A 13,309-nucleotide genomic window follows, 5' to 3' on the forward strand; every position below is an offset into this window, starting at 1 on the left:
CTATTTTGACTCCCTTTTGAGTTGCAAATATTTATCGGGAAACTGCTCAATTCCATTTAAAGATTGATAATTGTAAGTGCTCACGTCCGTAGAGCTTTCTAACTATCGCATAAATTAATAGGCATACTTCTCTCATAATTTGTCTTCAGTAAAGTACTTTGTCTAATCCCCAAAGGGAATTATTTACTGAAATACCGGCAATCAGTGTTAAACCTACTAACTTTTCAAAGTGTCAGGAATTCTCGACAACGAAAGTAACCTTTGCATTCACCCGGTACTTTTCGATCTGGTTGTTAGATACAATTCCCTGGATATTTTCGCAGTTGACACTTTTAATGTTCTGAACTGTTTTCGATGCTTGTGTTACGGCATTCTGAACTGCTTGTTCAACGGACTCTCCTTCAGCGATGACCTCTATTACTTTTGCTAACGACATAAGTGACCTCTTTTTGATTGTTTTTTAATATATGATTCTGGGCAGGTTTATTAACGTCTCCAACCTTATCCTGCTACATTATATTATTGTAACGAAAATTGGGCAGAGATAATACTGTTCTTTTATCCTTTTAACAGGTATAAACTGTCTTTAAAAAATCACTGTCAGCTATCATTAAATCAATCCACACATCACCAAAGCATTATTGTTATTTTTAGCTGGATACTCTTATTTTCGGTTTCTATAAAACTAACTGTCAAAATTTAGCTTCATGTCCAAACGCACTCTTGTTACTTCTGCACTGCCTTACGCTAACGGTCCCATACATCTGGGACATTTGGCCGGGGCGTACCTGCCCTCTGACCTCTATGTACGCTATAAGCGCCTAACGGAGGAAGATATTATTCATATCTGCGGTTCGGATGAACATGGAGTTCCCATCACTATTGCAGCCGAAAAAGAAGGAGTCAATCCCCAGGATATTGTGGATCGTTTCCACGAACGTAACAAGCAGATATTTGAAGATTTCGGTATCGAATTTGATTACTACGGACGGACCAGCTCCGAAACACATCACGAAACCTCACAGGCTTTCTTTAAAAAACTTTATGAGGACGGGGTCTTCGTGGAAAAAACCGAAGAGCAACTGTATGATCCCAAGGCTGAGATGTTCCTCCCCGACCGGTATGTAAAGGGAACGTGTCCCCATTGCGACTATGATGAAGCTTATGGAGATCAATGCGAAAGTTGCGGAACCTCCTTATCTCCCACTGATCTGATCAATCCCAAGAGTGCTATTACCGGCGATACGCCCGAGACGCGGGAAACAAAGCACTGGTACCTGCCGCTGGGGGATTTCCAGGAGAAACTGGAGCAATGGTTGGATACCCGTGAAAACTGGAAGCCCAATGTAATGGGACAGGTTAAGAGCTGGCTCGATGATGGCCTTGCAGACAGGGCTGTTACGCGTGATCTCAGTTGGGGAGTTCCGGTACCGGTGGAGGATTCTGAAGGCAAGGTACTTTACGTGTGGTTTGATGCCCCTATCGGCTACATTTCGGCAACCAAGGAATGGGCTGAGCAGCAGGGCGATCCTGAGCGGTGGAAAACTTACTGGCAGGATGAAGAAACAGACCTCATCCATTTTATAGGTAAAGACAATATTGTGTTCCACTGCATTATGTTTCCGGCTACGCTTATGGCCCACGGTGACTATGTTTTGCCCAAAAATGTACCGGCCAATGAATTCCTGAACCTGGAGGGCAAGAAACTCTCAACTTCCCGTGGATGGGCCGTATGGCTGGAGGATTACCTTGAAGATTTTGACGCCGACCTGTTACGCTATGTACTCGGCACTACTCTCCCGGAAACAAAAGATTCTGATTTCTCTTGGGAAGGATTCCAGAATAAGGTCAACAGCGAACTGGCTGATATCCTGGGCAATTTTGTATTCCGAACCACTTCATTTACTAAGAAATACTTTGAAGGGGAAGTCCCTAAGCTCATTGATCCCACGGAGAAAGACCTCGAGACCTTGAAGAAAATTCAGGATCAGAAAGAAAAGATAAGCGCTGCTTATGAGCAGTTTAAACTGCGGGAAGCTATCGCCGAGACCATGAATCTCGCGCGTATCGGGAATAAATATTTTACAGAGATGGAACCCTGGAAAACGCGGAAAGAAGACCGCATAATCTGTGGCAATACTCTTCACGTATGCCTGCAAATTACTGCGGCCCTGAGCGTGCTTTTTGATCCTATCCTACCCAACAAGATGAAGCAGCTTCGCAGTGAACTAAACGTTTCGGACGATACCGGATGGAAAGAGATCAACTCCTCCCTCCTGTCTGCGGGAGCTTCCATTGAAAAGGGCGCCATTCTTTTTGAAAAGATAGAAGACGAGGAAGTGGAAGAACAGTTGCAAAAACTGGAAGAGCGTACCGCAGAACAGGAAGAAAATTCAGACATTGAGCCGCTGAAGGAAAATATGACCTTCGATGACTTTATGAAGATGGATCTACGTGCCGGCAAAATCATTGCAGCCTCCCCCATTGAAAAGGCCGATAAGCTACTTAAGATCGAAGTTGACCTGGGCTTTGAACAGCGGACTATTGTTTCCGGGATCTCCAACGATTTTAGTGCAGATGAAATCGTCGGGCAAAAAGTATGCGTAGTGGCAAACTTGGCTCCAAAGAAACTTATGGGCGTGGAAAGCAACGGCATGATCCTGATGGCTGAAGAGGCCGATGGTTCCCTTAAGTTCGTAGAAACCGATGCCAAGCCGGGTAGTCCTATTATGTAGTTCCCCGTAATAAGATCTGTTTATTACAGACTGCAATTTATTAAGGAGAAAAGCCTTTAAGGTTATAATTATGGACCCTACTATCATATGTATTTTGCTAATGTACTATTTGGTCCATTAATTATAATTGATAATCTCATCATATATATTTTGATCTGTACAGTCGTTATATGCCCTAAAAGCCGTATCCAATATTACTATAATAAATTATGAATGATAAATCTCCTGCTTTAGGATTAATAATATTTGTCACTTTTTTATTCTTTTCATGCACACAGGAAAACGACTCTGCCGATCGTCTTTCCAAAGATCTATTTGAAGCGTTACCTATGGAGACAGTTTTAGTTTACGGAGTCAAATGACATCGCCTTTCGTTATATCCGATCGATGGAAATAGATAGACGGGGGAACATTCTGATCAATGATCCCAGTCAACCCGTGGTGTTCATGCTCAATGGGAAAGGGAACTTGATTCAGAAAATTGGTAAAGAAGGACGAGGACCAGGTGAATTTCAAAATGCAGGTTCTTTTTTAACCGTTCATGACAGCTTAGCAGTTACCGATGGTCCATCCCATAAAATTGAAGTATTCCAATATCTCAATACCAAATACGAACATATTCGAACCATTGATATTGAAAATCAAAAGCTTTTAGGCAACCTGCTTGGTCTTACAGATAAGGGGATACTCTTGGAGAATGATATTTGGTTGTCTCCCTTTGCCCCAAAAAATCCTACTGAAACAGCGATAAGCTTTCTTGACCATAAAGGGGATATTCTTCAAGACACTTTGTTTAGTGTACCAATTCATGAATTTGTTGTACATGATAATTCAGAAACCGCTTTTGTCAGAGGAAAAATTTTTGGAAACAGCTCAAAGTTGGCATACGATGACAACAAAGGAAGGATCTACTCACTATGGACAGATAAACTGAGTATTGACTATTTCACACTTGACGGTGAAAGGCACCACGCATTTTCATATCCCCTCCTCCAACCGGTCAACATCACTAAAGTTGAGCGCGATAGCGCCTTAAACCGCTTGGATGAGCCTACACGAGATATAATGCGTAAGCATATGCCTGATGTAAAGCCCATTGCAGGTCATATGGTGGTAGATGATCAACAACGTTTATGGGTGGAGCTGTTGTCTGAAGAATTAGGACATGGATGGTTCGCATTTAGCGCGGATGGTGAACCATTATTTCATATAAAAATTCCTCATCACAATGCTATCCTTCAGGATATCCGTGGAAACACTTTCCTCTGGAATTACACCAATAAAAAGGGAGTTCCAACTGCTGTGAAATCAAGAGTCAATATACCAGAAGTATAGCTGCACTTCGATTGAACATAACCAAAATTCATTTTCACTCATTACTTATTTATTTAAAAAGATCCCTCTCACAGGCTATAAATTGCGTTTTTTGAGTTCTAGAAAAAACACGGGTCTTCTTCAGTGAAAACACCCGTGTTCTTTGGGAAGAACACGCCTCTTCTTTTCCGAAAATACCGGTGTTCTCTAACAGGAACTGCTTGCTTCTTTCGGCGAACGACGTTAGACCGGTAAATTTTTATGCTTGCAACATCTTGCGGTTGCTTGCAGATTCACAAAACGGGACGGATTCTTTTCGCCCATTTTGTTTTCTAAATGACTTATAGTAAAATTGGTTTAGAATGAATTGTCGCCCATGTTTTATTTTTAATTCAGGGTTTGTTGAATCGACAAAATTTGCCGCAAAATGCTTTATTTCGCTTATGGTTCAAATTTGTATTCCAAACGATTAAAAAGCCGCGTCCCTTCGGCAACTAAAGTGGCAGCAGTCTCGCTGCCGGATTACGAGCTCTTTTTTGATAAGAGAGGAACCGATGGATCCGGTAAAGGAAACATCAGGAAAACGAATGATTCTATCGTTTATGGGGTCATATATGAAATTAATGCTGAGGAAAAGGTCACCCTTGACAGGATTGAAGGTGCTGGCTATGATGACGTATCACTTCAGATTCCTGTTGGAAGTGAATTGATTAAAGTCTTTACTTATATGGCGAAAGAGAGTCATACGGATGATTCATTAAATCCTTATTCGTGGTATAAAAATTTAATAATTGCCGGTGCAAAAGAGAATAACCTGCCTGAAGAATATATTAACGAAATCCAAGAGGTAGAAGCAATTAAGGATCCGGAGGAGGAGCGGGCTAAATTAGAGCTGAAGATTCTTGAATGAATTTTATCTCTCACGTTTCTTGCCAGCTTCCCGTTTTATAGTTAACCTTTTATCCAGAGACAAAATTATAATCTTGTTTTACCTATAATTCTTATGAAATCAACTGTTGATGAAATCCGAGAGCGTTTTGATAATGATGTCGATCGGTTTTCCAACCTTGAAACCGGTCAAAGCGCTACTATTGATGCTCCATTGGTATTGGAGCTCATTACCCAGGCCGCGGCAAAAGTGAATCCCGATGCCTCCCATATACTTGATATTGGCTGTGGAGCTGGTAACTATGCGTTAAAGCTACACCAGATCTTAGAGGATTTTAATGTCGATTTGATTGACCTCAGTAAGCCTATGCTGGAACGCGCAACGGAAAGGATTGAAGAAGTATCTCAAGGGGAAGTGTTTGCAATGCAGGGCGATATACGGGAATTGTCCTTGGAAGATGAACGCTACGATATTATAGTATCCGCTGCTACCCTCCACCACCTCCGCGATGAAAAGGAATGGGAGCAAGTATTTGCAAAGGTTTACCGTGCACTTAAACCGGGCGGATCATTCTGGATTTCAGATCTGGTTAAACAATCCGTTGATGCCTTGCAATCACTTATGTGGCAACGGTACGGGGAATATCTAACTGATTTTAGAGATAAAGAATACCGTGATCAGGTATTTAGCTATATTGAAAAAGAAGACACGCCCCGCTCCGTGATATATCAAATTGACTTGATGCGTAGCGTCGGATTCAGGGAAGTAGAGATCCTACATAAGAATACCAATTTTGCTGCATTCGGGGGAATTAAATAGTATAAGAAGAATATATGTACTCCCAAATGAATAATAGTACTCTCTTACTCATACACGATAAAGCTCACATTTTGGCAATCGTTTAATTTATACCTAAAAATTTTATGATAGACACACTCATCGAGGGATTTATATCAGAATACTACTCATTTGTAGCATTTCTGCCGCGGTTAATTACAGCTTTGGTTGCAGTGGGAATTGTATACCTGATCGGAAAAGTTCTTGCATCCGGTCTATTGCAGGTTTTAAAACGAAGCTCCATGCCAGAAGCATACCACAGTTATTTTAGTAAGCTGGTGAAAGGAATTGCTATTTTCATAGGTATCATTCTGTTTTTGAATGTAATCGGCTATGGTACGCTTTCAGCGAGCCTGGTTGCCGGTGGCGGACTTACCGCAGTCATGCTGGGATTTGCTTTTAAAGATATAGGAGAAAACTTCTTGGCCGGTTTTTTTCTGGCATTCAGTCGCCCCTTCAATACGGATGATATCATTGAAACCGATGGCATTACCGGAAAGGTAAAAAGCATTCAGCTGCGCCATACTCATATACGAACTCCTGAAGGATGTGATGTTTTTGTACCAAGTGCCCAGCTCTTTACACAGCCTCTCTTTAATTATACACTGGATGGATTAAGACGGGGCAGTTTTACCGTAGGTATTGATTATGCAGATGATACTAACAGAGCATTAGATATAATGCTGGATTGCGTACAGAATACGCCGGGCGTACTACAGTCTCCGATAGCAAATTCATCCATCAAGGGGTTTACTCCCAATTATGTAGAGCTGCAGGCATTTTTCTGGATTAATGCCAGAGACCAGGAAATGGGACTGGCAAGGGTAAAAACAAGTGCGATGAATAACTGCCGGTTAGGACTTATTGAGGCAGGCTTTACATTTAGCTCTAATGTTTCTACTGCCCTGACGATGAGTCCGGTGGATGTTCAGCTTCATGAATGAAAGGACGAAACAAATAATTGATAATTATATATCGCAAAGGCAACAGCTAATTACCCCGATTGTACTGGATTTTTAGGCAGACGAACTTCAAATTGAGTTCCCTTACCAGGCTCACTTTCTACTGATATTTCTCCCTTGTGCATTTCTACAAATTCTTTACAAAGCAATAAACCCAGCCCCGTTCCTTTTTCGCGCTCGGTCCCTTCCCGCTAGGGACGATCCTGGGGATTAAAAATATTTTCCCGAACATCTTCTGGCATTCCTAACCCTTCATCCTTAACCATTACTTTTCTGACATCACTATTTGAATCAATTTCTATAAAAATACGGTCTCCATTTTCCGAGAATTTGATTGCATTTGATATCAGGTTACGGAATATGGTTGAAATCATCTGCTGGTCCGCATATAGCATCGCATCCTCACCCTCAAAATGTAGATCTACCTGTTTTTTCTTCGCCTGAATTTGATATAAGTCTATACAGTCTTCAATACAGCTGTAAAGCGAAAATTCCTTAGGGTCCATATCCATCTCTCCACCTTGCATTCGAGTCCAGCTCAGAAGGTTTTCCAATATTTGATTGGCTGAATGGGCGGACTGGTGGATTAAAGCAATATGTTCTACTATCTGTTTATCTACGTCTTGCTCATCGAGATCGGACTGTAGTACTTCTGCCAGTCCCGAAATCCCAAATAATGCTCCCTTTAGATCATGGGCAATAATGGAATAGAGTTTTTCTTTTGTTTTGGTCAATTCCTGAAGTTTTTGCTGCTGTTGGATAACCTGGTCCCGTGCTCTTTTTAAACTCAGGTGGGTTTTTATCCGTGCCAATAGTTCCCCGGAATTAAACGGTTTGGTTACATAGTCAGACCCTCCGAGGTTAAGTCCCTTTATAACATCCTCCTCTTCGGAACGAGCGGTTAAAAATATAATCGGAATATCTGAAAGTTCCTGGTCAGATTTCAACTCCTCGCATACTTCATATCCCGATTTGCCGGGCATCATAATATCCAACAAAATCAGATCCGGTTCGTGCTTTTTTGCTGTTTGCAAAACACGATCACTATCGGTTACGGCAACGACTCCATATCCCTGATTATCCAATACTTTCCCAAGGAGCTGGATATTTTTAGCGATATCGTCTACAATAAGTATCAAAAAGTCTTTTTCTTCAATATCCAATTTCATAACGAATATCTGTTATTTCTTTTAAAAGTGGATGTATTTAGCATTGAAATCCCAGGGACTTAATGATTGAGGCTGGCAACTAGTTTTGGATATTGCTGAGTTATCAAATCACGTATACGGTCAATATCGAACAAGTTAATGGCCGACTCGAGATTATTATTAAACTCAACAAGTTGAGTTGCCGGTATTTCATTTTCAATACCTTTTAAATCCTTAAGAAGCTCCTTGTATTGATCCATCATAATTGATTCTGTATCAAGCCCTGCAATAGAAGCCGATATTTTATCATCAAGTTTTTTTGCCAGCTTCTTTTTTTTCTCCTCACTAAATTTGGGGGAAACAGTTTTTTCTGAACTCTCACGCTTGGTAATTACTGATTGGTCTTCTTTTCCCTTTTCTAAACCGATATAGCGCTCCAATTCTTCCAAAATTTGAATACGGTCGACTGGCTTTCGCAAATAACCGTCAAACCAAATATCTTTTTCCTGTTCTGAATGCACGTCAAAAATAGAAGCTGTTAAAGCGATAACAGGCAGATCCTTTTTACTTTCCTTTATCAGTCTCATCGCTTCCACCCCACTCATGTGCGGCATTTTTATATCCATGAAGATAAGATCCAAATCTTCCTCTCTTGCTATACGTACGGCATCCATTCCATTTTTTGCTTCAATTACCTTAATGGGGTATCCTTTTAAAAATTCAACAATTAGTTGACGATTTAACTGTATGTCATCGACAACCATTATTTTTCCTTCATTGAGAGCAATATTATACCGTCCCCCTGCTTTTTCCTTTGATTCCTCCAGCATTGTAGAGATAGGTACTTCAGGAATATATACCGTAAATGTACTTCCTCTACCCTGTACACTAACTACATCAATGGAACCATCCATAAGCTGAGCCAGACGATTGGAAATAGACAGTCCCAAACCGGTACCTCCATATTTGTCGGAAGTAGAGTAATCTTCCTGTTCAAATTCTCGAAAGATAGTTTCCTGTTTAGCCTGCGAAATTCCAATTCCCGTATCCTTTACATATAATTCCAGATTAACATGGCTTTGTGTTTCACTAATTTCCTCTGATTTAATCCCAATTTCGATAAATCCTTCATCGGTAAATTTTATGGCGTTACCCATAAGATTTACTAAAATTTGACGCAGTTTCATTTCATCTACCAAAAGGGCAGCAGGAAGATTTTCGTCAATTATTGACCGTATTTCCAGTCCTTTATCACCCGCCTGTAGTGCAAATATACTTTTCACCTCATCTACCACCCTTTCAATATTGACCGGATGTCTGTTAATTCCTTTCTTACCAGCTTCTATCTTTGAAAGATCGAGAATATCATTGATCAATTTAAGTAGGTTTTTACCACTTTTACGGATGTTTTCGATATACTCTTTTTCCAGATCGCTATTGGCCAGCTCTTTCATCATATCCGCAAATCCCAAAATGGAATTCATGGGAGTACGGATTTCATGGCTCATATTCGAAACAAAATGACTCTTTGCCTTATTGGCTTCCTCCGCTTTTTCCTTTGCATCAATTAGTTTCTGCTCTAATTCCTTCTGTTCATTAATATCTTTGGCAATGGCATAAAGCAGACCGGATTCTTCATCAAAGGTTGAAGTCCAAGACAGCCAATAATATGAGCCGTCTTTACGGCGAAACCGGTTTTCAAAATTTACAGTTACATCGCGTTCTCCGACAGCCAACTTTTCGATCTCCACCATGGTCGGTTCGACATCTTCTGGATGAATCAGATTTACAAATGGCTGGCTTAGCAGTTCATCTGAGGTATAGCCCAATACCTCTGTAAAATGAGGATTTATCTCCTTAAAATAGCCTTCTGGTGTAGCAGTACACATTAAGTTCAGAGGCAAAGAATAAAATTTCTGAATTTGCCGGTTAGCTTTCTTTCTTTTCGATATATCTCTTACAACTCCCAGATAGCCTATCTCTTCCCTATTTCCGTTCTTTATTTTCTTTAAAATAGTTTCGGCTTCCAGAACACTCCCGTTTTTTTTGCGATAACGGGCTTCAAAAGTAATGGAATTTTTATCAGACTTTTCAAAAAGATCTTCTGTTTCTCTCTTTTCAAACTCTGCTGGTTCGGCATAAAAACGCTTTACCGGTTCACCAATTATTTCCGACGTTTTATATCCAAGGATTGATTCGGCACTTTCATTTACGGCAACTACATTGAAATCAAGATCCTCTATCACTACTATATCGGGAAAAGAATCTAAAATATAATCGAGGGGAGTGCCTTTCTGAGTTAAAAACTCTACGAGGTCAGGATCTAGATCTTTTTTCCACTGCATACCTAATAATTTATTTCAAAAGATTATGTCCAGATATTCAAGAAAGGCGATCTGGTGTATATTTATGCCCAATCAAATTTACAGCCGTCAATCTGTTTTTAAAGTATTAAATAATATACCTCCTACCAAAGTTAGCATATATTATAAAATTAATCTTAAGGAAGCATTCCCCTGCCTCCTCTAATCATTGTCCATGCCTTTTATAAATAGTATTTTACAGTTAAATCAAATTAGTATTTATCATTTCAGATATAGATCACATCACTTTCTAATCTCCCCTTTTAGATTTAAATCTTTTTAATTTTTCGTATCTTCCCGTTTTAATCAGCCATTATTCCTATTAATAAATTCAATCAAAAAAGAGTCTAAATGAGTGAAATACAGCCAAGTGTCAGCTACAGCTTTACCATGCGTTTATACATCGAAAATAAGCCTGGTATGCTGGCTAAAGTACTTAACGTAATTGCTGAACAGAAAGGAGATCCTGGTGCCGTCGATGTTGTAAAAGTTGAGGGACGTTATAAGGTACGAGATCTGACAGTAAGTGCACGGGATGAAAAGCATTCCCGTTCCATTGTAAAAGAGGTTAAGAAACTTGATGGCATAAAGGTGCACAATGTATCTGACCGGGTATTCCTTCTTCACCTTGGCGGAAAAATTCGGATTGAAAACAAGGTACCGGTAAATACCCGTGATGCCCTATCTATGGCCTATACGCCGGGTGTTGGACGGGTATGTGAAGCTATAGCTAAAGAAAAGGAAAAGGCCCACACCCTTACCATTAAGCAAAACTCCGTAGCCGTTGTTAGCGACGGGTCGGCGGTATTGGGGCTTGGCAATATTGGGCCGGAAGCCGCTATGCCCGTTATGGAAGGAAAAGCGATGTTATTTAAGGAGTTCGCGGATGTAGATGCTTATCCTATTTGCCTGGATACGCAGGAGGTGGATGAAATTGTCAACGCCGTAAAGTGGATGTCACCAGGTTTTGGAGGTATAAACCTGGAAGACATCAGTGCCCCCCGCTGTTTTGAGATCGAACAGCAGCTCAAGAAAAAACTGGATATACCCGTATTCCACGACGACCAGCACGGGACTGCAGTGGTAACCCTGGCCGCTACTATTAATGCGCTCAAGGTCATTGGCAAGGAGTTAGGTGACCTGCGAATCGTAATTGTAGGAGCTGGTGCCGCCGGTGTGGCTATTACGCGAATACTCCTTGAAGCGGGAGCCGGAGAAATCCTATGCTGCGATCGAGATGGTATTATCAATCGGGGAAATCTCGAAGAATATGAAGCCAGCAAAAAATGGATTGCAGAGAATACCAATCCGGATAATAGTTCCGGCTCGCTTATGGATGCCACAAGCGGAGCCGATTTGTTGATTGGTGTCAGTGGACCCGGTATTGTGCCCCGCGAAGCGATTGAAAGCATGGCAAAAGATCCAATTGTATTCGCCTTGGCAAATCCCGTACCCGAGATCAGACCCGAAGAAATTCATTCTATAGCCCGCATCATTGCCACCGGAAGGAGCGATTACCCCAATCAAATTAATAATGTATTGGCCTTCCCCGGACTTTTCCGCGGGGCCCTGGATGCCAGAGCCAAAGATATCAACGAAGAGATGAAATTGGCAGCGGCTCACTCCATAGCCAACTGTATTGAAGAAGGAGATTTGGGAGAAGAATATATTGTACCGAGTGTATTCAATAAACAGGTGGTGCGGAATGTAGCCAAAGCTGTTAAGAAAGCAGCTTTTGAGAGCGGAGCTGCAAAAAAAGGCAAGAAAACAAAATAATTCAGATACTCCTTTAATAAATAGTACATTTTTCTGGTCTCATTCCGGTATGTTATACCGGGATGAAGGCCCATTCCTTTCGCTTTTGTATTAACCTGGAATCACCCCAATAGGTGATATCACCTCGCCCCTTCCCTTGATTTATTAATTTTAATTATTATACTTATTAAGCATCTAAATATATATGGATGTATAGCCTTAAAGAAGCAGTCAATTCTAATCATATCAAGAGGTACCATGTTAATAAACAAAGCAAAAATAATCCCCATATTCTTGATGGGAGCTTTTCTACTCACATCATGTAGCGAATCTTCTATCTATTCAACTACCGAAGAGAATAAATCTTCTCCCACCATTCAGCCAAAAGCAAAAAACATGAATGGTCTTGAAGATCAGAGAAACCTAACCCCTAACTCCATGAAAAGCCTGGAGGATATTAATGATGCTCTGGCAACAAGTGGAAAGAATATACGTCTCTCCCATGCCGAAACCGTTACCCTTGCAGATGGAGGAGCCACGGAAGTCGGTCAAACGATATATGCCAATGACCGGCAAAAGCGTCTTAGCTCACAATGGGTACCCGGCGATGAACGGCGCAATGCTGATGGAAACAATCTAACTTACCTGGTTTATGAGCCTTATGCTCCGGCCAATTGGGGAACACCGGATCAAGTGGATGGTGAACCCGCAATTGACTCCTCCTTTGATACTTGGAATCATATTAAGGGAAATGCAAAGCTAAATATTGTCAAGGTTCCGGATACGGGATTAAATCCAAGTTATATCCTGGGAGGAAGTCCATTTTTGGCGGATATATCAGAAATTGGATTCCTTCCTCCTTTATACTTTGAGTTATTTTTAAGTCCCGGTTCCAGTGAAAATGTTCTGAGCGTTACTTTTACTTTTAATTTTGTGGATGAAAATGGGAATCCAACTGATATCAATAATGACGGTTATGCCGATACGGCCCTTAAAGAGGTATGGTATAATGATGCCTTTTTATGGACTGATTCCGGCAATAGCGGCGATGCTGTCGATATTGAAACGGTGGCCCTACACGAAAACGGTCATGCCTTAGGTTTTGGCCACTTCGGTAAAATTTCTGTTACCGACAACAATAACAAGCTGCACGTTTCTCCACGGGCAGTTATGAATGCAATTATTCTTGGAACACAGCGAGACCTGTTGGGTACCGATAAGGCTTCATATAATAATATTTATGGCAACTGGGCTAAAAACTAAGTGATGTAATATTAATCGTTTTCATATATTTTATCGCCTCTTT

Annotated in this window: 9 protein-coding genes and 1 pseudogene; 7 read left to right on the forward strand and 3 right to left on the reverse strand. The window is 40.9% G+C overall.

Annotated elements, in window-relative coordinates; all coding sequences use genetic code 11:
• Positions 1-232 precede the first annotated feature (232 nt).
• Positions 233-436, reverse strand: coding sequence for a dodecin family protein (locus tag ABEB05_RS03415; RefSeq protein ID WP_265787534.1), 204 nt, complete (start codon positions 434-436; stop codon positions 233-235).
• A gap of 271 nt (positions 437-707) precedes the next feature.
• Here ABEB05_RS03415 and metG point away from each other — a divergent pair, with 271 nt between their 5' ends.
• From metG to ABEB05_RS03440, 5 genes are all read left to right on the forward strand, one after another.
• Positions 708-2,735, forward strand: a complete 2,028-nt coding sequence (metG, locus tag ABEB05_RS03420) for a methionine--tRNA ligase (protein ID WP_265787535.1) — start codon at positions 708-710, stop codon at positions 2,733-2,735.
• 378 nt (positions 2,736-3,113) lie between these two features.
• Positions 3,114-4,070: a 6-bladed beta-propeller gene (locus ABEB05_RS03425; protein WP_486322321.1), complete on the forward strand. Its 957-nt coding sequence runs from the start codon at positions 3,114-3,116 to the stop codon at positions 4,068-4,070.
• A gap of 406 nt (positions 4,071-4,476) precedes the next feature.
• Positions 4,477-4,959, forward strand: coding sequence for a gamma-glutamylcyclotransferase family protein (locus ABEB05_RS03430; RefSeq protein ID WP_265787539.1), 483 nt, complete (start codon positions 4,477-4,479; stop codon positions 4,957-4,959).
• 93 nt (positions 4,960-5,052) lie between these two features.
• Entirely contained in the window at positions 5,053-5,757 is a 705-nt protein-coding gene (locus tag ABEB05_RS03435) for a class I SAM-dependent methyltransferase (RefSeq protein ID WP_265787540.1), read from the forward strand.
• A 104-nt stretch (positions 5,758-5,861) separates the two neighbouring features.
• Entirely contained in the window at positions 5,862-6,719 is an 858-nt protein-coding gene (locus ABEB05_RS03440) for a mechanosensitive ion channel family protein (RefSeq protein ID WP_265787542.1), read from the forward strand.
• 50 nt (positions 6,720-6,769) lie between these two features.
• On the opposite strand, the pseudogene ABEB05_RS03445 reads toward ABEB05_RS03440, so the two are convergent.
• Both ABEB05_RS03445 and ABEB05_RS03450 read right to left on the reverse strand, forming a co-directional pair.
• A pseudogene (locus ABEB05_RS03445) lies at positions 6,770-7,906 on the reverse strand (hybrid sensor histidine kinase/response regulator).
• A gap of 59 nt (positions 7,907-7,965) precedes the next feature.
• Complete coding sequence (locus ABEB05_RS03450; protein ID WP_265787544.1) at positions 7,966-10,230, reverse strand: PAS domain-containing hybrid sensor histidine kinase/response regulator; 2,265 nt, start codon at positions 10,228-10,230, stop codon at positions 7,966-7,968.
• Between the two features lie 369 nt (positions 10,231-10,599).
• On the opposite strand from ABEB05_RS03450, the gene ABEB05_RS03455 reads away from it, so the two are divergent.
• Positions 10,600-12,024, forward strand: a complete 1,425-nt coding sequence (locus tag ABEB05_RS03455) for an NAD-dependent malic enzyme (RefSeq protein WP_265787546.1) — start codon at positions 10,600-10,602, stop codon at positions 12,022-12,024.
• Positions 12,025-12,261: 237 nt separating this feature from the next.
• Positions 12,262-13,266, forward strand: coding sequence for a zinc metalloprotease (locus tag ABEB05_RS03460; protein WP_345694232.1), 1,005 nt, complete (start codon positions 12,262-12,264; stop codon positions 13,264-13,266).
• The last annotated feature ends 43 nt before the right edge of the window (positions 13,267-13,309 follow it).

This window comes from Fodinibius salicampi, assembly GCF_039545095.1.
Lineage (GTDB): Bacteria > Bacteroidota > Rhodothermia > Balneolales > Balneolaceae > Fodinibius > Fodinibius salicampi.

What these genes read in the sequence shown, in the direction of transcription:
- ABEB05_RS03460 (WP_345694232.1), top strand. Translation starts at nt 12,262, where the DNA reads ATGTTAATAAACAAAGCAAAAATAATCCCCATATTCTTGATGGGAGCT.
- metG (WP_265787535.1), top strand. Translation starts at nt 708, where the DNA reads ATGTCCAAACGCACTCTTGTTACTTCTGCACTGCCTTACGCTAACGGT.
- ABEB05_RS03450 (WP_265787544.1), bottom strand. Translation starts at nt 10,230, where the DNA reads ATGCAGTGGAAAAAAGATCTAGATCCTGACCTCGTAGAGTTTTTAACT.
- ABEB05_RS03440 (WP_265787542.1), top strand. Translation starts at nt 5,862, where the DNA reads ATGATAGACACACTCATCGAGGGATTTATATCAGAATACTACTCATTT.
- ABEB05_RS03435 (WP_265787540.1), top strand. Translation starts at nt 5,053, where the DNA reads ATGAAATCAACTGTTGATGAAATCCGAGAGCGTTTTGATAATGATGTC.
- ABEB05_RS03430 (WP_265787539.1), top strand. Translation starts at nt 4,477, where the DNA reads ATGCTTTATTTCGCTTATGGTTCAAATTTGTATTCCAAACGATTAAAA.
- ABEB05_RS03415 (WP_265787534.1), bottom strand. Translation starts at nt 436, where the DNA reads ATGTCGTTAGCAAAAGTAATAGAGGTCATCGCTGAAGGAGAGTCCGTT.
- ABEB05_RS03455 (WP_265787546.1), top strand. Translation starts at nt 10,600, where the DNA reads ATGAGTGAAATACAGCCAAGTGTCAGCTACAGCTTTACCATGCGTTTA.